General features: G+C 62.1%; 17 protein-coding genes. 8 read left to right on the top strand and 9 right to left on the bottom strand.

Translation table 11 applies throughout. The annotated features are described in order from the left end of the window. Window positions 1-19: 19 nt before the first annotated feature. Together ACQZ5H_RS08340 and ACQZ5H_RS08335 are read right to left on the bottom strand one after the other, a co-directional pair. Window positions 20-958 (bottom strand): DMT family transporter, encoded by a 939-nt coding sequence (locus ACQZ5H_RS08340; protein WP_449097302.1) that lies wholly within the window; start codon window positions 956-958, stop codon window positions 20-22. Between the two features lie 28 nt (window positions 959-986). Further along, the gene (locus ACQZ5H_RS08335) at window positions 987-1916 is read right to left on the bottom strand and encodes an alpha/beta fold hydrolase (RefSeq protein ID WP_449097301.1); all 930 of its coding nucleotides are present in this window, start codon (window positions 1914-1916) and stop codon (window positions 987-989) included. A 152-nt stretch (window positions 1917-2068) separates the two neighbouring features. Here ACQZ5H_RS08335 and ACQZ5H_RS08330 point away from each other — a divergent pair, with 152 nt between their 5' ends. The 4 genes from ACQZ5H_RS08330 to metF all read left to right on the top strand — a co-directional run bounded on the left by ACQZ5H_RS08330 (window position 2069) and on the right by metF (window position 6739). Further along, window positions 2069-2797, top strand: a complete 729-nt coding sequence (locus ACQZ5H_RS08330; protein ID WP_449097300.1) for a ribonuclease T2 family protein — start codon at window positions 2069-2071, stop codon at window positions 2795-2797. A 137-nt stretch (window positions 2798-2934) separates the two neighbouring features. After that, window positions 2935-4584, top strand: coding sequence for an energy-dependent translational throttle protein EttA (gene ettA / locus ACQZ5H_RS08325; RefSeq protein ID WP_112715518.1), 1650 nt, complete (start codon window positions 2935-2937; stop codon window positions 4582-4584). A 235-nt stretch (window positions 4585-4819) separates the two neighbouring features. Next, entirely contained in the window at window positions 4820-5836 is a 1017-nt protein-coding gene (locus tag ACQZ5H_RS08320) for an ArsR/SmtB family transcription factor (RefSeq protein WP_130277978.1), read from the top strand. A gap of 3 nt (window positions 5837-5839) precedes the next feature. Beyond that, window positions 5840-6739 carry a methylenetetrahydrofolate reductase [NAD(P)H] gene (gene metF, locus ACQZ5H_RS08315; protein ID WP_148195148.1) on the top strand — a complete coding sequence of 300 codons (900 nt, stop codon included), beginning with the start codon at window positions 5840-5842 and terminating at the stop codon, window positions 6737-6739. A 521-nt stretch (window positions 6740-7260) separates the two neighbouring features. Here metF and ACQZ5H_RS08310 read toward each other — a convergent pair. From ACQZ5H_RS08310 to ACQZ5H_RS08295, 4 genes are all read right to left on the bottom strand, one after another. Beyond that, window positions 7261-8502, bottom strand: a complete 1242-nt coding sequence (locus ACQZ5H_RS08310) for a lytic murein transglycosylase (protein ID WP_449097299.1) — start codon at window positions 8500-8502, stop codon at window positions 7261-7263. A gap of 80 nt (window positions 8503-8582) precedes the next feature. Next, window positions 8583-9377, bottom strand: a complete 795-nt coding sequence (locus ACQZ5H_RS08305) for a glycoside hydrolase family 25 protein (RefSeq protein WP_449097298.1) — start codon at window positions 9375-9377, stop codon at window positions 8583-8585. A 124-nt stretch (window positions 9378-9501) separates the two neighbouring features. Next, a complete protein-coding gene (locus ACQZ5H_RS08300) occupies window positions 9502-10122 on the bottom strand; it encodes a class I SAM-dependent methyltransferase (protein WP_449097327.1) in 621 nt (206 codons plus the stop codon). 50 nt (window positions 10123-10172) lie between these two features. Further along, the gene (locus ACQZ5H_RS08295) at window positions 10173-11417 is read right to left on the bottom strand and encodes a DUF3419 family protein (RefSeq protein ID WP_449097297.1); all 1245 of its coding nucleotides are present in this window, start codon (window positions 11415-11417) and stop codon (window positions 10173-10175) included. A 179-nt stretch (window positions 11418-11596) separates the two neighbouring features. Here ACQZ5H_RS08295 and ACQZ5H_RS08290 point away from each other — a divergent pair, with 179 nt between their 5' ends. Continuing rightward, window positions 11597-12976 (top strand): serine hydrolase domain-containing protein, encoded by a 1380-nt coding sequence (locus ACQZ5H_RS08290; RefSeq protein ID WP_449097296.1) that lies wholly within the window; start codon window positions 11597-11599, stop codon window positions 12974-12976. 23 nt (window positions 12977-12999) lie between these two features. On the opposite strand, the gene ACQZ5H_RS08285 is transcribed toward ACQZ5H_RS08290, so the two are convergent. From ACQZ5H_RS08285 to ACQZ5H_RS08275, 3 genes are all read right to left on the bottom strand, one after another. Then, window positions 13000-13953, bottom strand: coding sequence for a lytic transglycosylase domain-containing protein (locus ACQZ5H_RS08285; RefSeq protein ID WP_112715506.1), 954 nt, complete (start codon window positions 13951-13953; stop codon window positions 13000-13002). A 125-nt stretch (window positions 13954-14078) separates the two neighbouring features. Next, window positions 14079-14714, bottom strand: a complete 636-nt coding sequence (locus ACQZ5H_RS08280; RefSeq protein WP_449097295.1) for a LysE family translocator — start codon at window positions 14712-14714, stop codon at window positions 14079-14081. A gap of 58 nt (window positions 14715-14772) precedes the next feature. Further along, on the bottom strand, window positions 14773-15984 hold the full coding sequence (locus ACQZ5H_RS08275; protein WP_449097294.1) for a pyrophosphate--fructose-6-phosphate 1-phosphotransferase: 1212 nt from the start codon (window positions 15982-15984) through the stop codon (window positions 14773-14775). A gap of 340 nt (window positions 15985-16324) precedes the next feature. Here ACQZ5H_RS08275 and ACQZ5H_RS08270 point away from each other — a divergent pair, with 340 nt between their 5' ends. From ACQZ5H_RS08270 to ACQZ5H_RS08260, 3 genes are all read left to right on the top strand, one after another. Beyond that, entirely contained in the window at window positions 16325-17032 is a 708-nt protein-coding gene (locus ACQZ5H_RS08270) for a J domain-containing protein (protein WP_112715502.1), read from the top strand. Next, a complete protein-coding gene (locus ACQZ5H_RS08265; protein WP_449097293.1) occupies window positions 17029-17790 on the top strand; it encodes an N-acetylmuramoyl-L-alanine amidase in 762 nt (253 codons plus the stop codon). Before ACQZ5H_RS08270 ends, ACQZ5H_RS08265 begins: the two co-directional genes overlap by 4 nt. A gap of 265 nt (window positions 17791-18055) precedes the next feature. Beyond that, entirely contained in the window at window positions 18056-18583 is a 528-nt protein-coding gene (locus ACQZ5H_RS08260) for a lytic transglycosylase domain-containing protein (protein WP_449097292.1), read from the top strand. The last annotated feature ends 79 nt before the right edge of the window (window positions 18584-18662 follow it).

Genomic DNA, 18662 nt, shown 5'->3' with positions numbered 1-18662 from the left:
GTTCCTCCCGCGGGCGGTTTTACGGCGCCCGTGTTGCCTCAGATGTATCGGATACGGGCTTGGATGCAAAGCGCCGCTCGCGCCAGATGATGTAGAGGCCGGAGGCGATGATGATCAGGATGCCGAGCCATTTCAGCGCATCCGGGAAATCGCCGAAGACCAGCCAGGCAAAGATCGTCGCCGAGACGATCTCGAAATATTGCAGTGGCGCCAGCGTCGAGGCGGGGGCGGCGCGATAGGCATAGACGCCGAGAATGCCGGCGATCGCCGCCATGACGCCGACGCCGGCGAGAAAGAAAAAGGCAAGCGCCGAGGGCATGACCGGATCGAACACATCCGAGCCGCTGCTTTCGCCGATATAGAGAATGATGCAGCAGAAGAAGAGGCCCCAGAGGCCCATCTGGAACTGCATGACCCAGGGATCCTCGCGCTGCGCCAGCGCCCGGTTCATCATCGCCGAGATGGCGATGCAGACGGCGCTGACGACGGGGAGCAGGGCCACGAAGCCGACTTCCTGGAAGCTCGGCTGGATGATCAGGATCGCCCCGAAAAAGCCGACGCCGCAGGCCGTGTAGCGCCGCCAGCCGATGGCTTCGCCGAGGAAGATGCTGCTGAGGATCGTCAGAATGATCGGCTCGACGAAGAAGATGGCAATCGCATCGGCGACCGACATGTATTTCAGCGTGGCGACGAAGGAGATCATCGAGATGGTCATGATGATCCCGCGGATCGCGTGATAGAAGGTCTGTCTCCACGAGAGATCGGCGAGGTTCTTGCGCCAGATGACGACGGGCAGCATGCAGATCGCCTGGACGGCGAAGCGCGCCGCGGTGATCTCGGCCGACGGCACGGTGGCGATCGCCAGCTTGGCGAAGATATCGATCAGCGGCGAGAACAGCACCGAGAGAAGCATGAGCATCAGGCCCATGGTGACTTCGGAGGATGCTGTCGTCTTCATTGCCCTACCATTCTTGTCTACGAGGCTCTCAGGAGCGTGCCGTCACGCCATCGCACCAATCGGCGAAGGCCGAGATGGCCGCCGCGGCGCCGGTGTCGTTCAGGGTCTCGTGCCGGGCGTCCTGATATATTTCAGTGGTGATACGGGAGAAGGCATGCCGTTTCAAATGGTTTGACAGCCATCCAATGGCTTTCCCGTGCTCGGTTGCCGGATCCTGCCCGCCGCCGACAAGATGGATCGGCAGGGATTTCGGCAGCCGGTTCAAATGCTCGGTCTTCGGCGCCCGGAAGGTCAGCTCGAAGATGTCGAGCCACAGCGATACCGAGGCATCGAAGCCGCAGAGCGGATCGGCGATATATGCATCGACTTCATTGGGATCGTGCGACAGCCAGTCGAAGGCGGTGCGGTGGCCGGGGATGGCCTTGCCCCAGGCGGCAAAGGTCAGCTTCGGCAGGAGGCCGCTCGGCACATCCGAGCCCTTCAGGGCCTTTTCGGCAAGCAGGATGGCCTGGGCCGCGCGCCCCGCCGCGCCGACGGCGAAGTTGGAATTCCAGACGGCGACGGCGTTGAATTTTTCGGGGTAGGAGACCGCCGTGTTGAGCGCGATCAGTCCGCCCATCGAATGACCGAAGAGGATAACCGGCAGGCCGGGATAGAGGCCGGCGGCGTAGTCGCGCATGGCGGCGACATCCTCCTGCACGCGGGCCAGACCATTGCGCCTCGCGAACTGGCCGATCGGCGCATCGGGCGCCGTCGTTTCGCCGTGGCCGCGGTGGTCGTGGGCGAAGACATGATAGCCGCGAGCGGCCATCGCCGCGGCGAAGCGCGCGTATCGTTTCGAATGTTCGGCAAGGCCGTGGCAGACGATCAGGATGGCGCGTGCCGTGCCCTCTGCCGCCGCATGGTGAAAGGCAAGCGTCGCGTCCGGTCTCTTAAGCCATTGTGTTTGCGAAAACATTCGGTCCTCCCGGCCGGTACCAGAGCAGATCGCGCGGCAAATGCAAGCACGGCTGCGACGATATGCAGGGGAAATTCATGCGATTCAGGGTTGCGGCGAGGCGGGCTTCATGCTTATTTGTTCGTGTATTGTTCTATTTTCAGAGGGTGGAGATGAGCAGGTTCCTTGTTGTTGCCGTGATGCTTGCGTTGTCGGGTTTCTCCGCCGGTTCGGTGATGGCGCAGGAGGGGCGCACTCGCTTCATTCTCGCCGCCAGCTGGCAGCCGGCCTTTTGCCAGACCAACCAGAAGAAAGCCGAATGCGCCAGCCAGACGCCCGAGCGCTACGATGCGACGAATTTTTCGCTGCACGGCCTCTGGCCGATGCGGCAGAATTACTGCGGAGTTCCCGGAGATCAGCAGGCGGCGGACAAGGATGGCGACTGGCGCTCGCTTCCTGAGGTCAAGCTGACGCCCGAGAATGCGGCGGCACTCGCCAAGGCGATGCCGGGAACGCAATCGGCGCTCGAACGCCATGAATGGACCAAGCACGGCACCTGCACCAAACTTTCCGCCGACGCCTATTTCGGAACGGCGGTGCGGCTGATGGGCGATCTCAACGGCTCGGCGGTGCGCGATCTCTTCGCCGCCAATACCGGCAAGATGGTGACCGCCGAGCAGATCAAGGCGGCGTTCGACAAGAGTTTCGGCGCCGGCGCCAGCGACCGCGTCAAGATGAGCTGCCGTAGGGCAGGCGGGGTGCGCGTCATCAGCGAGCTGACGATCGGCCTCTCGGAGGATGCGGTGACGGATCTGAACGCCGGTCTCGGCAAGCTTATCCAGGGTGCAGGGCGGACGTCGTTCGGCTGCAACGAGGGGATCGTCGATGCGGCAGGCTTCTAGGCGCCGCTAAATCTGGCAGGGACGCAATCGTGAGGCCCGAAATCCGGTAGCAATACCGGTTTCGGCGTTGCCCGGCGCGCCCGTTTCGCCTACATAGCGGCACGGTTTTAAAAGTTTGCGCCTGGAGCAGTTCACAGATGGCACGTCAGTTCATTTATCATATGTCGGGACTTAACAAGTCTTACGGCGCCAAGAAGATCCTCGAAAACGTCAACCTGTCGTTCTACCCGGACGCCAAGATCGGTATTCTCGGCCCGAACGGCGCCGGTAAGTCGACCGTTCTGCGCATCATCGCCGGTCAGGACAAGGAATATACCGGTGAAGCCTGGCTCGCCGAAGGTGCGACCGTCGGCTACCTCGAACAGGAGCCGAAGCTCGATCCAAGCAAGACCGCGTTCGAAAACGTCATGGAAGGCGTTGCCGACAAGCAGGCCGTGCTCGACCGCTACAACGAGCTGATGATGAACTATTCCGACGAGACGGCGGAAGAGGGTGCCAAGCTCCAGGACATCATCGACAGCCAGAACCTCTGGGATCTCGAACAGCAGGTCGAGATGGCGATGGAAGCGCTGCGCTGCCCGCCGAAGGATGCCGAGGTCACCAACCTCTCGGGCGGTGAACGCCGCCGTATCGCGCTCTGCCGCCTGCTTCTGTCGCAGCCCGATCTGCTGCTGCTTGACGAACCGACCAACCATCTCGACGCCGAGACCATCGCCTGGCTGGAAAAGCACCTGCGCGATTATCCGGGCGCCGTGATGATGATCACCCACGACCGCTACTTCCTCGACAACGTCACCGGCTGGATCCTCGAGCTCGACCGCGGCCGCGGCATTCCGTACGAAGGCAACTATTCTGCCTACCTGACGGCCAAGGCCAAGCGCATGCAGCAGGAAGCCCGCGAAGAAGCCGGCCGCCAGAAGGCGCTGTCGCGCGAACAGGAATGGATCGCCTCCAGCCCGAAGGCTCGCCAGGCCAAGTCGAAGGCCCGTATCAAGGCCTACGAACAGCTGGTCGATGCGGCCGAGAACATCCGTCCCGGCGATGCGCAGATCATCATCCCGGTCTCCGAGCGTCTCGGCCAGGTGGTCATCGAGCTCGAAGGCATCAAGAAGGGCTTTGACGGCCGCACTCTGATCAACGACCTGTCGATCAAGCTGCCGCCGGGCGGCATCGTCGGCATCATCGGCCCGAACGGCGCCGGCAAGTCGACGTTGTTCAAGATGATCACCGGCCAGGAAACCCCGGACGAGGGTTCTATCCGCATCGGTGAAACCGTGCATCTCGGTTATGTCGACCAGAGCCGCGATGCGCTGAACGCCGACAAGACCGTCTGGGAAGAAATCTCGGGCGGCGCCGAAGTCATCAAGCTCGGCAAGTTCGACATGAACTCGCGCGCCTATTGCGGCGCCTTCAACTTCAAGGGCGGCGACCAGCAGCAGAAGGTCGGCAACCTGTCGGGCGGTCAGCGTAACCGCGTGCATCTCGCCAAGATGCTGAAGGCCGGCGGCAACGTCCTCCTGCTCGACGAACCGACCAACGACCTCGATACGGAAACGCTCGGTGCGCTGGAAAGCGCGCTCGAAAACTTCGCCGGCTGCGCCATCATCATCAGCCACGATCGCATGTTCCTTGACCGCCTGGCGACGCATATCCTCGCCTTCGAAGGTGACGGCCATGTCGAATGGTTCGAAGGCAACTTCGAGGACTACGAAGAAGACAAGGTCCGCCGCCTCGGCCCCGATGCGCTGAACCCGGGCAGCCAGGCCTACAAGCGCCTGACGCGCTGAGTTTTTTGAGCCTGTTTGATGCGAGCCCCGGCCTTTGTGCCGGGGCTTTTGTTTTGGGGGACGAGGGAGGAGAGTGCCGCCTCAAGCCGCGCCCCCGAGAAGCGCAGCCCTCGACAATCACGCCACCCGTCCAAGTCGCTATCCGGCCAGCAAATTTCGTGAATAGCCGCGATTGACGCTTGCCACGGTTTCTCAAATCACATAAAGATATCTTTATATGTTGATTGGGTCGAATATGGCTGAACCTGTCAGGCTTGGATTGGATGCGCTCGTTGACGTCTTGAAGGCGGCAGGTGAGCCGACGCGTCTGCGTCTTCTGGCGCTGCTGGCCGCCGGTGACCTGACGGTGACCGATCTTACCGAAATTCTCGGCCAGTCGCAGCCCCGCATTTCCCGGCACCTGAAGCTGCTTGGCGAGGCCGAGCTGATCGATCGTTATCAGGAAGGCGCCTGGGCCTATTTCCGGCTGAAGCAGGAGGGTAAGGCGGCGTCTCTGGTGCGCATGCTGCTGCAGCATTCTTCCGAGAACGATCCTGTCATTCTGCGCGATGGCGAAAGGTTGTCGTCGGTCAAGCGCCAGCGCGCCGAGCGGGCGCAGGCCTATTTCAGCCGCAACGCCGCCGAATGGGACGAGCTGCGCCGCCTGCATGCCGCCGACGAAGAGGTCGATGCCGCCGTCATCAAGCTCATCGGCAATCAGCCGATCCATTCGCTGCTCGATCTCGGCACCGGCACCGGCCGCATCCTGCAACTGCTGTCGGGGCTTTACCGGCGGGCGATCGGCGTCGATGCCAGCCGCGATATGCTGAGCGTCGCCCGCGCCAATCTCGACAAGTCAGGAATCACCAAGGCGTCGGTGCGCCATGCCGATATCCTGAACCTGCCCTTCGAGGGCCAGGATTTCGATCTGGTGACCATCCACCAGGTCCTGCATTTCTTCGACCAGCCCGAAATCGCCATCAACGAGGCGGCGCGCATGCTGGCGCCCGGCGGGCGGCTGATGGTCATCGATCTGGCCCCGCACGGGCTTGAATATCTTCGCGACGAGCATGCCCATGTCCGTCTCGGTTTCTCGCATCAGTCGATGTCCGACTGGCTGCGCAAGGCGGGGCTCGATGTTGAGCAGGCCGTCGATCTTCATCCGGGTCAGCCGGGCGAGAAGGGCCTCACGGTCACGATCTGGCTCGCGCGCGATCCGCGGCGCCTTATGGCATCCGAAAGCGCCGGTACAGTATTGGCCGGGGAGGTTTGATTTATGACTTTGAACACTGGTAGCCGCCGCGATATCGGCATTTCCTTCGAGTTCTTCCCGCCGAAGTCGGAAGAGATGGAAGGACAGCTCTGGAAGGCCGTCAGCGAGCTGCAGGACTGGAACCCGGATTTCGTCTCGGTGACCTATGGCGCAGGCGGCACCACCAAGGCGCCGACGCTGACCGCGGTCACGCGCTTCCTCAACGAGACCCCGCTTGCCACGGCCTCGCATCTCACCTGCGTCGGCGCTACCAAGGAAGAGACGCATCAGGTCATCGACAATTTCCGCAAGGCGGGCGTCAAGCACTTCGTGGCGCTGCGCGGCGATGCGCCCGGCGGCGCCGGTGCGCCCTATCAGCCGCATCCGGGCGGCTATGCCAATGCCTCCGAGCTTGTCGCGGGTCTTCGCGAGATCGGCGATTTCGAGATCTCGGTTTCGGCCTATCCGGAGAAGCATCCCGAGAGCAAGGATGTCGCTGCCGATATCGACATGCTGAAGCGCAAGGCCGATAACGGCGCCAACCGGGCGCTGACGCAGTTCTTCTTCGATAACGACAATTTCGAGCGATACCTCGAGAAGGTGCGGGCGGCGGGCGTGAAGATGCCAATCGTGCCCGGCATCATGCCGATCCTCAACCTGACGCAGCTGAAGCGCTTTGCCGGCGCCTGCGGCACCGTCATCCCGGCTTTCCTCGACGAGCGTTTCGCCGGCCTCGACGACAAGCCGGAAGAGCGCGCCAAGGTGGCGGCCGATGTCGCGGCCGAACAGATCGAGGATCTCGTGCGCCGCGGGCTGCACGAATTCCATCTCTATACGATGAACCGCTCGCCGCTGGTTTCGGCGGTTCTCACCAATCTCGGCTTCCGACGGGGCGAGACCAAGGCCGAGGGCGCGGCCGCCTGATCACGGCACCAGATTTGACGGCAACAAAAAAGCGCATGTCAGGCGGGACATGCGCTTTTTTAGTTTGCTGAACTGTTCACTCAGGAGTCCGGTATTCCAGTCATAGGGTCCGGTTTGCCGCTCAGATGAAGAGCATAGACAAGACGAACGCGAACGCTGCACTGACCAACAGGACATTCAAGGATCGTGTGATACCCATGTCTGCCTCCTTTGCGTTAACGAGGGCATACTATGTCCGAAATGTGTCGGGTGAAAAGCGAATTCCATGTTGCGCCGCAGCAACAGCCAGTGGATAACTGCTGTGCGTATCAATCACGGCATTGAAATCGTTTGGAAAATTCAGACGAAAATTTCTTCACACATTTTAACGGCGCGTTAAAGTCGGCGATCCCGGCGTTAAGGCTTGCGTCCGGATGAAGGCTTTTGCCGAAGCCCCTGAAATCGCGCCATAAAAAGAAAATCGCGCCCGGCCTGATGGACGGACGCGATGGCATTGCTGCGTAACGGTTTGTCTGGGCGACTCAGAGGGCGCCGAGGAGGCCGGGGGTCGCCCAGCCGTCGGCCGGCATGCCCAGGCGCTGCTGTTCCTTCTGGATGGCGACGCGGGTGCCGGATCCCAGGATGCCGTCGATCTCGCCGACGTCATGGCCGAGCGACTGCAGCTTGGTCTGCAGCTGCTTCATCTGGTCGTTGACCAGGCCCTGTTCCGGCGTGCCCTTCTGGTAGGGCTGGGCGCCGGAGAGACGGGTCGCGAAATAGGCGGCCGAGGTCGTGTAGATGAACGACTTGTTCCACTCGAGATAGATCTTGAAGTTCGGATAGGCGATGAAAGCCGGTCCGAGGCGGCCCTGCGGCAGAACGAGGTCGCCTTCGAGCTCGCCGAAATTGGTGTTACCGTCACGTGGCTTGACGCCGAGCGCAAACCAGTCGCCGGCCTTCATGGTGCCGCCGAGGCCGGACTTTTCCCAGGGGAGGTTCTCGGGAACGGTGACTTCCTGCAGCCAGGGCTGGCCGCGCTCGAAGCCGAGATGCTGGATGAACTTCGCGGCCGTCAGGATCGCGTCCGGGCCGCTCTGCTTCAGGCGCACGTGGCCGTCGCCATCGCCGTCCATGCCGTAGGCGATGATGTCGCGCGGCAGCATCTGCACCTGGCCGATTTCGCCGGCCCATGCGCCGGTGTTGGTCGCCGGGTCGAGGTCGCCGTGCTGGACCATCTCGATGAGAGCGATCAGCTGCGGACGGAAGAGCTCGGGGCGGCGGCAATCATGCGAGAGCGTCACGAGGGCGTTGCGAGTGTTGAAATCGCCCTGGACGGCGCCGAAGTCGGTTTCCATCGCCCAGAAGGCGGTGATGACGCCGGCCGGCACGCCGTAATCCTGTTCGGCCTTGGCGAAGACATCGGCATATTGCTTCATCTTCTGGCGGCCGATATCGAGGCGGGCCTGGCTGACGGTGCGTTGGGAGAATTCGAGGAAGGTCTGCTTGAAGACGCCCTGGGCGCGGTCGCGGCTCAGAACCTTGGGGTCGATCACGGCACCGGCGAGCGCCTGGTCGGCGGCTTCGGCGGTGGCGCCAGCAGCGATCGCATCGGCCTTCACGCCTGCCAGGAACTGCGTGAGATCACCGTCGCAGGCGACAGCCGGGGTCTGCGGGGCGGCGGGTGCCGCCGGGGCAGGGGCGGCCTGCTGGGCGAAGACGGTGGTGGCAGACGTGACGGCAAACAGAAGAGCAAGTGCAGAGCGGCTTGCGAGCGAGCGGTGCATGGGTTCGTCCTTATATCCGAAATATGTCCGCCGCTTTCACAGATGAATGTGACGGAAGCAAGAAAGTTCGGTGGACGTTACTAAGAATTTCTATCCTTGGAAACCGCAGCGACCCAATTGTTCCAGTTCTTCTGGTTGCCGGCGAAGACATTGATATCCGTCGGACCCTGGATGCCCGGAATGACGCCCGTCGAGGTATATTGCCAGAAGGCCCAGCGGCGGTCGGCATAGGTTACTTCGGGGTGTTTTGCCGTCGAGCGCACCCAGAAATGGTAATCCTGGAAATAGCCCTGCAGATTGTCGCGGTGGAAATCGACCGAGGTGTAGATGATCGGGCGCTTGCCGTAATAGGCTTCCAGCCGGTCCATGAAACGCTGCATTTCGGCACGCACGGTGGCCGGATCAGGACGGAGCTTGCAGGTCTTCGATTCCGCGTTCCACTCCACGTCGATGACGGGCGGCAGGCGCATCGATTCCTTCGGCACATTCTGGATGAACCAGTCGGCCTGTTCGTCGGCTGACGAGCAGAAATAGTAGAAGTGATAGGGCGCGTGCGGAATGCCGACGGCGCGGGCGCGCTGCCAGTATTCGTTGAACTTGGGATCAACGCGGTCCTTGCCCTCGGTCGCCTTGATGAAGGCGAAGGCGACGCCGGACGACTTCACCGTCTGCCAGTCGATATCGCCCTGCCATTTGGAGATGTCGATACCGTGAATATCATTCTGATGCGGGGTCTTCGGGCCGAAATCCTGCGGATCGGTGTCCTGGAAGCGGGGCTTCTTGATCGAGGCTGTCTCGAGATAGTCGTAGCCCGTGGAGCTGCAACCGGCGAGCATCAAAGCCAGCGGCAAAACGCAAAACAAAAGTCCGCGCATGAATATCCCGTCATGTAACGAATGATCTACTTGCCCCACAGCATGACCTTCGAAGACGAATGCAGCCGAGGAATAATCCTCTTTTCACCATATCAACGTAAAAAATCGGTTAGTTTCAAGCGAATTATGCGCGCCTGGCGGTAATGACAGCGCGCCAGGCATAGCCGCCATAGAGCGTCTCGAAGGCCAATTCCGCGCCATTTTCATGGGCTTGGGCCTCAAGAACCTCACGCAGATTGGCGCGGGGCGTGACGTGGAATTTCGTCAGCCAGCCCTTGAGCAGGGCGCGGAACCAGCCGGGAAGACGCTCCTGCTGACCGAAATCGACGATATGCAGCTGGCCGCCCGGATTGAGCGCGGCAATGGACGCGTCGACGGCGCGCTCCCAATCGGGGATCATCGACAGTGCGTAGGAGATCAGGATGCGGTCGAAACCGGTGGCGCCGAATTCACGCGGCGTGAAGGCGGTGGCGTCGGCGACGCGGAAATCCGGAACCGCAGCCTTGGTGGCGAAGGTCTTGCGGGCGGACATCAGCATCTCCTGGGAGATGTCGAGGCCGTAGAGGCGGGCGTCGGGGAAGTGACGATGGGCGATCGCCAGATTACGGCCGGTGCCGCAGCCGACTTCGAGCAGCGTGCCGGCTTTGGGCACATCGAGGCTGCGGATCGTCTTGTCGCGGCCGAGCAGGTAATATTTGCGCGTCAGATCATAGATGTGACGCTGGTAGCGGTACATGCCGTCCATCAGGCCGGCATGTGCTTCGGATTGGGCATCCGGGAGCGTGCGGATCTCGGTCACGCCTTTTTCCCGTAGATGTGGAAGCCGCCGTAGATCGCCGAGCGGTCGAGAGCCGTCATGTCGCGCGACTTCTCTTCGAAGTAATCCCACTGCTCGCGGATGGCGGGCGAGAGGCGGCCTTCGATGATGCTCTTTTCGGCGGCGGTGCGGAAGATGACGCGGGCGCCGGGGCGGGCGGTGCGGCTGATCTCGGCCCAGAGGCTGTTCAGCTGCTCGTCGGTCATCCAGTCCTGCGCGTCGAGCAGGATATAGCGGTCGCGCGAGGCGGCCGGTTCCTTGGCGAGCAGTTCGGTGAAGTTGGCATGATGCACGGTGACGCGATCGACATTGGCGCGGATCACCTCGTAATGCTCCGGCTTCAGGTAGGTCGGCAGCGGGCCTTCGTCGCCAGCGGCGTAGCGGCGGCCGAAGGCCTGCCAGGCGAAGTAGTTGTCGCGCATCGGGAAGTGGCAGGCGAGCTTTTCGAGGCGGTGCTTCAGCACCGGCGCGATCGAGTTGTCGGCGGCGAGGCTGGCCAGCTCGTCATATTGCTGCGGCGGGATGCCGAGGCCGAAGAGCGAGCTTTTGCGGCCGGTGATCCAGCGCACGACCGGCTTTTCGAACAGCGGGGCGACCTTGTCGTCGAAGAACTGGCGCTGTTCGCGGATCGACTGGGTCTTGGTCATCTGCTTCAGGTCCACACCGTGCAGGCGGGCGAGCAGGTGGGCGGCGCCGATGAAGCGGCCGAGCAGGCCGGTTTCATAGATATTGCGGTCGAAGACCGTGACGCGGCGGCGGCCGAACTTGCGGCCGTTCCAGTAGCTGCGCGTCGCCTCGTCGAGAACCGGTGACAGATGCTGGTCGAAAGCGCGGCTGTTCGATGCTTCGTTCGGCATCGCCAGGAAGCGGACGAGATCGGCGTGACCCGGCAGGTTCTTGAAAGCGGCGAGCTTCAGGCGGTTCAGCGCGATGTGATGCGGGTTCAGATCGACGACGTCGATCGAGGCCGGTGCCTTGGAAAGGTAGGCCAGCATATTGCAGCCGCCGGAGCCGATCGTGACGATGCGATGATGCGGCTGCAGCTCCATGGCCTGCATGTCGAGATCGGGGTCTTCCCAGATCTGCGGATAGACGAGGCCGGAGAAAAGCAAGCCAAAAAGCCGCTCCGAGAAGCCCTCCTTGGAAAATGCCTTGTGGCGGAGAAGAGCATCCTTGAGTTTCCGGTTCTTGCGGAAGCCGGCATCCGGTGCAAATTCGGTCATCTGATTCCATCACCGTTTTTAGCGTTCAGGGCGTTTAACGCGGCGCTGCTACAGTTTGATGACGCGGGCTGTGGGCATCGTTTTCTGCGCCGATAGCGTGGGATGAAATGACGCTTGTGCGTTTCGGCTCTTTTTTGTGATTGCGTTTCCTGCTTCTCTCCACCGGTGGAGGAAGAAACATGCGTGTTGTGCTGCGTATCCTGAAGGCGCTGCTGGCGCTCGTCGTCATCGTGGTGATCGGCGGTGCCATCTGGCTCTATGTCCGGCCGCCGGAGTTGTTGCGGGTCGGCGACGGCTATGCGGCGAAGATCGTCTGCTCGAACGTCTTCATGGCGGGGCGCGATCCCGATGCGGTGCTCTATGGGGACGTGCAGGCACCCGGCAATCCGCTGCTGAGGCTCGTGCGTGTTTCGGTCAACCGGGAGGAGGGGAAGGTCTCGGCGCGCATCCTCGGCCTGTTTGCGCCCGGCCATGCGCTTTATCGCGGCGCTTTCGGCTGCACCAGCGTGCCCGATGGCGACTATCAGGCGGCCGCCAATGCCGCGCCGGAGGAGGATCTTGCCGTGCCGCCGCCGAGCGAGGAACTGTGGCCGGAGGGCGACCGTGTCGCCGCGTCCAACAATCCCAAGCTCGCCCCGCTGCTCGCAGACGCGGCACTCGCCGGGCCAGCGATGCGGGCGATCGTCGTGGTGCATAACGGCAAGATCGTCGCCGAGCGCTATGGAGACGGTTTCGATGCGCGCACGCCGCTGCTCGGATGGTCGATGACCAAGACCGTCAATGCCGCGCTGGTCGGACGGGTGATGCTGGCGGGCAAGCTGAATTTCGACGATGCGCATCTCTTTGACGCCTGGCGCGGCGATGGCCGCTCGGCGATCACGCTGGCCGATCTGCTCGGCATGGAGAGCGGCCTTGCCTTCAACGAGGATTACGGCGCCGTCGCCGATGTGACGCGCATGCTCTATCTCGATCCTGACATGGTGACGCTGCCGGTCAATGCGCCGCTGGTGGACAAGCCCGGCCAGACCTTCCGCTATTCGAGCGGCACCGCCGTCCTTCTCTCGCGCATCTGGATGGACCGGCTCGGCGATCCGCAGCGAGCCTTCGATTATCCGCGCGAGGCGCTGTTCGGGCCGCTCGGCATGCAGAGCGCCGTGCTGGAGGTCGATGCTCGCGGCACCTTCGCCGGAAGCTCCTATCTCTATGCCACCGCGCATGACTGGGCGCGCTTCGGGCAGTTCCTGATCCAGGATGGCGTGTGGAACGGTCAGCGCCTGCTGCCGGAGGGGTTTGTTGCGACGATGCGCACGCCGACGCAGTCGTCAGGCGGAAAATATACGCAGGGGCAGGCATGGCTTGCGGCACCAGGCGGCGATCTGAGCGCTGCTGCGGGGCTGCCGTCCGATACGTTCTGGCTGGAAGGACATGACGGGCAGAGCGTGGCGATCGTGCCGTCGGCCGGCCTCATCGTCGTGCGCCTAGGCCTGACACCGAGCCGGCTCGGCTACAAGCCGCAGGCGCTCGTCAAGCAGATCGTCGGGGCGCTGTCGTCGCCCTGAACGTCCGGTTCACGTTGTGAGGCTCAGTAGTTGCCCTGGGCAACGTCGTCCATGCCCTTGCGCTTGGCATCGTAATAATAGCCGCGCGCATAGAGGCGGACCGCATCGTCTTCCTTGCTGTCGGAGACGAGCCAGGCGCCGCGCAGATATTTTGCGGCATACTTGATGTTGGTCTCGGCATCGAGCAGGCCGGACGGCTCTCCGTCGTAACCCATCGATTTCGCCGTGTTGTACTTGATCTGCATCAGGCCGAAATAGCCGCGCTTGTTATAGGCGCGCGGATTATAGCGGCTTTCGCGATGGACGACGCGGTGAAGCAGGGACGCCGGCATCTCGTAGAGCTTGGCGTATTTCTCGATCAGCTTGTTGACGAAGCCCTTCTCTGCAGTCGGCGCATCGTCGGTATCGTTGTCGCTGAACATCGGCGGTGCCGTCGGCGGATCCATCGGACCGGATTCGTCGAAGGTGAAATCGGACATCGAGCGCGGCGCGCTGGTCTGGACGGCAAGCGCTGCAAGCGCGCCGTTCTGAGGCGTGGTCGCTGCGAAAGCGAGCTGGGTCGCGGGCGATGCCGGCGTGCCCGGACGCGGGGTCGGGACGACGGACTGGATCGCCGTCATCTCCGGCGTCAGCGGAATCTCGGTCGGCATGGCGGCCGAAGCGGTCTGCTGGAAGGCGGCATCGGCCGGTGAAACGGCGGTCGGCAGCACGGCGGTCTCGGCCGAAAGAGCCGGCGTCGTCTGCGGATTGGCGGCAGCAAATGCCATTGGGGTCTGCGGAGCGGAGCCGTCGGCAGCCGGAACGGCCGCCATCATCATCGCATCTTCACCCGGCTTCGGCGTCGGAACGACGGTCTGCACCGCGCTCAATTCGGCTTGGGAGGTGTACTCGACGGTCGAGCATCCGGTCATGATCCCGCAGAGCATCGTCGAAACGACCAGACTGCGTTTCAGGCCGGAAAATCCGTTCGCTACCATTCTGTCACTTTCGTGAATCGCGCCGCCCTGGCAGCGTTTAAAAAGTTACTGAGAAGCTAAGCACTGATTTTTCCCATTAACCTATTCGTATGGGCGTCGCAACCCGCTGAAAATTGCGATTGCTTTCAGGCCGCGATGCGGCGGTAGCCGGCGGTGACGGCGCCGGCCGCGATCAGCAGCGTGCCGCCCGTGCGGTTGACGGCGCGCTGGACGCTTGCCTTGCGGATGAGGCCGCGGGCGGCATGAGCGAGCAGGGCATAGCTCGAGGCGTTAATCGTGGCGAGCACCAGGAAGGTGAACTCCATGATCAGCATCTGTTCGAAGAAGGGGGCTGCCGGGTTCAGGAACTGCGGCACGAAGGCGACGAAGAAGACGATGCTCTTCGGGTTCAGCGCGGTGACGACATAGGCGTGGAGAAAGATCTTGAGCGACTTTTCTTCCGGCAGGTTGTCGTTATCGGCAACAGGGCCGGGGATGATCGGCGCCCGCCAGAGCTTGATTCCGAGCCAGATCAGATAGGCGCCGCCGACCCACTTCAAAACTGTGAACAATGTCGCGGAAGCCGCGAGCAGGGCGCCGAGGCCGAAGAGCGACGCGGTCATGGCGGTGAAATCGCCGAGCGCCACGCCCGATACGGTCGCCAGCGCCGTCTTGCGGCCATGGCCGAGCGCATAGGAGACGACGAGGAGAATCGTCGGTCCCGGAATGGCCAGCATGATGGCGGACGCAGCGGCAAAAGCGAGCCAGGCTTCGAGCGACATGGAATCTCCTCCTATTCCCTAAGAAACAAGCAAAGACACCATATCAACCCTGCGTCAATCATGCGGCGCGGTATTTTTGGCCAATCTGATCCATCAATTCGGCGAACCACTTGGCCGATGTATCGAAGGCCTTGCCGCCCTTGATGCGGGGGAATTCGATGGTGCGCAGCTTGCCGTTCTGATCCTCGTCGTGACCGGTGACGCCGGAGACCTTGTTGAGAGCGCTCTCGACGGCAAGGTCGGTCATGCTCTGGATCAGGCGCAGGTCTTCGGCGTTGGCGGGAGCCGAACGGGCGAAATAGCCGGACTTCTGGACCAGCGAACGCTCGGCATTCAGGAGGCTCGCAAACTGCTTCTGGAACCAGCCGCCGACATTGATCGTGTCGATCTTCACATGGCCGAAGGCGTCGCGCTTGATGGTTTCGCCGGCGGCTTCGCGCTCGGCGACGATGGCGTCCAGGCAGGCGCCTTCCGAGACGAAGACGGTGGCGTGGCCGGTGCGGTCCATGATCTCCTTGAGACGAGCCGCTTCGGCCTGCAGGTCGAAGGCGGTCTCCGGCAGGTAGACGGCATCGATGCTCTTCATGCCTGCGTTCATCAGCATGCCATCGACATATTCATTGTGGCGCGTGCGCTTCAGGTAGGCCTGGGCGGTCGCTGCCGTCAGCCAGCCGCAGTGGCGGCCCATGACTTCGTGGATGACGAGGGTGCGCGGCGCGGCGCTCTGTTCGTTGCTGACATTGTCGAAGAAATGCGCGCCGACTTCGGCTGCCGTCCAGGCGCCGAGCGACTGGCGGATCGGCACGACGTCGTTGTCGACGGTCTTCGGCAGGCCGACCACGGTCAGGTTATAGTTGTTGGCCGCGAGATAGGCGGCGAGATCGGCCGCCGTCGTATTGGTGTCGTCGCCGCCGATCGTGTGCAGGATGGTGACGCCGTCAGCGGCGAGACGCTCGGCTGCGACGCGCAGCGGGTTTTCGCCTTCCTTGACGAGGCCGCGCTTCACGCAGTCGGCGGCGTTCGTCAGCTTGACGCGGCTGTTGCCGATCGGCGAGCCGCCATAGCGGTGCAGTAGCGGCGCCTTTTCGCGCATGTCCCTGGTGATCTTGATGCTGTCGCCGAGCAGGACGCCCTGGTAGCCGGACTTGTAGGCGATCAGTTCGATATCGGGAGCGACGTCGCTATAGCGCTCGATGAGGCCGCCGACGGCTGAAGACAGACAGGGAGCGAGGCCTCCGGCGGTCAGCATTGCGACTTTCTGTTTGGCCATGTTTCCTCCTAGGCGACCTCATTGCCTGCGCGACAGCGCCCGGCTTAGCTAATGCATGCATGCGGCAGGGAAAGAGGCCTGTAAAGTAAAGAATTGACGAAAAATCGGTGCCCATGCCGAAGCCCGGCCGGAAGCGCCGATATAATCGGTTCAGGCGGTCATCGGGCGCGGCCAACAGCTGTGGAAACTGTCTCGCCGCAGACGGAAAATGCGGCGTCCCATCGGCAAACAATTACCGAATTGTGAAAAGTGTTTTCAACCTTACGACTAATCGCTGCCTTGCAAAGGCTACGATTATTTGGTCAAGGTGTTAGCAGATATTGCGATGCGGGAAACTTCGATGTCCTTCTGGGAAAAACTGCTCAACGCCATTGGCAATACCGCGGGCAATGTGCTCTCCGCGGTGGTCGAGGCCGTGCGCACGGTTTTCGAAGGCGATCCCGAGACCCGCCGCAAGGTAGCCTTCTCTGTCGCTGTCATCGCGCTCTCCGCCAAGATGGCGAAGGCAGACGGTATCGTCAGCGAGAAGGAGGTTCAGGCCTTCCGCGACATCTTCGAATTCCCGCAGGATCAGGCGAAGAATGTCGCCCGTCTCTACAATCTGGCGCGCCAGGACGTTGCCGGTTACGAGGCTTATGCCGAGAAGCTGTCGTCGCTCTGCGTGACCTGCGCTGCAAACTGCCCCGTTCTGGAAGACGTTCTCGACGGTCTCTTCCATATCGCCAAGGCCGATGGGCTGATCCATGAGAAGGAAATGAACTTCCTTCGCCATATCGCCGAGATCTTCAAGATGAGCGAGCAGCGCTTCGAACAGATCGCCGCCCGCCACGTTTCGATCGGCCGCGACCCCTACAAGGTTCTCGGCGTCTCCTCCGCAGACGATTTTCCGACGATCCGCCGCCGCTATCTGGCGCTGGTCAGCGAGAACCATCCGGACCGGCTGGTGTCGCGCGGCGTGCCGGAAGAGTTTCATGCGATCGCCAACGAGCGTATGGCTGCCCTCAACGACGCCTATGCGGCGATCGAGAAGGAACGCCGCGCAGCATGACCGCCTTTACGGCAGACTACCGCAAGGCCTCCGTGAAGCCGTCGCCGAACCATGGCGAGCGGGCAGGGGGGCGGAAGCCAGATATCATTCTTCTCCATTATACCGGGATGTCGACGCCTGAATCGGCGCTCGACTGGCTCTGTCGCGAGGAAAGCCAGGTCTCGTCGCACTATTTCGTGCATGAGAATGGCGAGGTCGTACAGATGGTGCCGGAGGCGCGCCGTGCGTGGCATGCGGGCAAGAGCAGCTGGCACGGCCAGGACGACGTCAATTCCGCGTCGATCGGCATCGAAATCGCCAATGCCGGCCATCCGGGCGGGTTGCCCGAATTCCCGAAAGAGCAGATTGCGGCAGTGATCGAACTGTGTCGGGATTGTGGCGAACGTTGGTCGATCCTGCCCGAAAGAGTGCTCGGACATTCCGATGTGGCACCGGTTCGCAAGGTCGATCCGGGCGAGAAATTCCCGTGGGGAGAACTGCATGAAGCGGGGGTCGGGCACTGGGTCGAACCGGCGCCGATCACCGGCGGACGGTTCTTCCAGCGGGGTGACCGCGGGCAGCCGATCAAGGCCTTGCAGTCGATGCTGTCGCTCTATGGTTACGGCACGGAAATCACGGGCGAATTCTCCGACAAGATGGCCGGTGAACTGGAGGCTTTCCAGCGCCATTTCCGCCCGGAGCGGGTGGATGGAATCGCCGACTTCTCGACGATCGATACGCTGCACCGGCTGCTCGGCGCGCTGCCGCGCTATTCGTAAGCTGCGATCCGTTACTTTCACCGGCGAATTTGCAGATTCACACTTGAATTGTGCAGTGCCACATCATTTCCCTATTATCTCCTCATTGCGATGGTCTAACCCGTGCCGCTGAACGGCGTCCGCGGCCTTTGTGAAGTGTAGCGGCCAGACGTCAACTGAAACGATAAGAATTGCTGCGGCATGCAGTCATTCCTTGGCTGCGTGTTACCGTGAGACGGCGAGGCGCGCAGTCCGGCAATTCTTTGGGTCGGAGTGTCAAGACTACATGAGAAATGCGATTATTGGTGCTGCGGCATGCGTTGGCGTGCTGCTGGCAGGGTATAACTGTGCCTTCGCGGGCGAAGCAGATAATAAGACTGACAAGACTGAGACGGTGCAATTCAAGACCGTCGATCGCGACAGCGGCTATGCAATGCCTGACTTTGCGACCAACAAGTATTCGGTTCTCATCGCGAAATACGCAAAGCAGTATGACGTACCGGTGGCACTCGCCTCGGCCGTCGTGCGCGTCGAAAGCAACTTCAATCCGAATGCGCGCGGCAGCGCCGGCGAAATCGGCCTGATGCAGATCAAGCCGGCAACGGCACGGATGATGGGCTACATGGGCAAGAAGAAGGGTCTCTTCGATCCGGAAACCAACATCAAGTACGGCATGAAGTATCTCTCCATGGCGCACGAGCTCGGCGGCGGCGAAACCTGCGGCACGATCCTCAAGTACAATGCCGGCCATGCCGCCAAGCGCATGAACCCGGTCTCCAAGGCCTATTGCGGCAAGGTTCTGGCGCTTCTCTGAGAGCGCCGCTAACCGGCTGATGCGGAATCCTTTTCCGCCCGCACTTCAGAAAATGATTCAACTTTCCGGCCGCAATGTC

This window comes from Rhizobium sp. 21-4511-3d (assembly GCF_053522545.1).
The sequence above is the reverse complement of the archived record's forward strand: the minus strand, read 5'-3'. Positions and strand labels throughout refer to the sequence as shown.

Excerpts from the sequence above, each read along its gene's own strand:
- ACQZ5H_RS08340 (WP_449097302.1), bottom strand. The coding sequence starts at position 958 with ATGAAGACGACAGCATCCTCCGAAGTCACCATGGGCCTGATGCTCATG.
- ACQZ5H_RS08335 (WP_449097301.1), bottom strand. The coding sequence starts at position 1,916 with ATGTTTTCGCAAACACAATGGCTTAAGAGACCGGACGCGACGCTTGCC.
- ACQZ5H_RS08330 (WP_449097300.1), top strand. The coding sequence starts at position 2,069 with ATGAGCAGGTTCCTTGTTGTTGCCGTGATGCTTGCGTTGTCGGGTTTC.
- ettA (WP_112715518.1), top strand. The coding sequence starts at position 2,935 with ATGGCACGTCAGTTCATTTATCATATGTCGGGACTTAACAAGTCTTAC.
- ACQZ5H_RS08320 (WP_130277978.1), top strand. The coding sequence starts at position 4,820 with ATGGCTGAACCTGTCAGGCTTGGATTGGATGCGCTCGTTGACGTCTTG.
- metF (WP_148195148.1), top strand. The coding sequence starts at position 5,840 with ATGACTTTGAACACTGGTAGCCGCCGCGATATCGGCATTTCCTTCGAG.
- ACQZ5H_RS08310 (WP_449097299.1), bottom strand. The coding sequence starts at position 8,502 with ATGCACCGCTCGCTCGCAAGCCGCTCTGCACTTGCTCTTCTGTTTGCC.
- ACQZ5H_RS08305 (WP_449097298.1), bottom strand. The coding sequence starts at position 9,377 with ATGCGCGGACTTTTGTTTTGCGTTTTGCCGCTGGCTTTGATGCTCGCC.
- ACQZ5H_RS08300 (WP_449097327.1), bottom strand. The coding sequence starts at position 10,122 with ATGGACGGCATGTACCGCTACCAGCGTCACATCTATGATCTGACGCGC.
- ACQZ5H_RS08295 (WP_449097297.1), bottom strand. The coding sequence starts at position 11,417 with ATGACCGAATTTGCACCGGATGCCGGCTTCCGCAAGAACCGGAAACTC.
- ACQZ5H_RS08290 (WP_449097296.1), top strand. The coding sequence starts at position 11,597 with ATGCGTGTTGTGCTGCGTATCCTGAAGGCGCTGCTGGCGCTCGTCGTC.
- ACQZ5H_RS08285 (WP_112715506.1), bottom strand. The coding sequence starts at position 13,953 with ATGGTAGCGAACGGATTTTCCGGCCTGAAACGCAGTCTGGTCGTTTCG.
- ACQZ5H_RS08280 (WP_449097295.1), bottom strand. The coding sequence starts at position 14,714 with ATGTCGCTCGAAGCCTGGCTCGCTTTTGCCGCTGCGTCCGCCATCATG.
- ACQZ5H_RS08275 (WP_449097294.1), bottom strand. The coding sequence starts at position 15,984 with ATGGCCAAACAGAAAGTCGCAATGCTGACCGCCGGAGGCCTCGCTCCC.
- ACQZ5H_RS08270 (WP_112715502.1), top strand. The coding sequence starts at position 16,325 with ATGTCCTTCTGGGAAAAACTGCTCAACGCCATTGGCAATACCGCGGGC.
- ACQZ5H_RS08265 (WP_449097293.1), top strand. The coding sequence starts at position 17,029 with ATGACCGCCTTTACGGCAGACTACCGCAAGGCCTCCGTGAAGCCGTCG.
- ACQZ5H_RS08260 (WP_449097292.1), top strand. The coding sequence starts at position 18,056 with ATGAGAAATGCGATTATTGGTGCTGCGGCATGCGTTGGCGTGCTGCTG.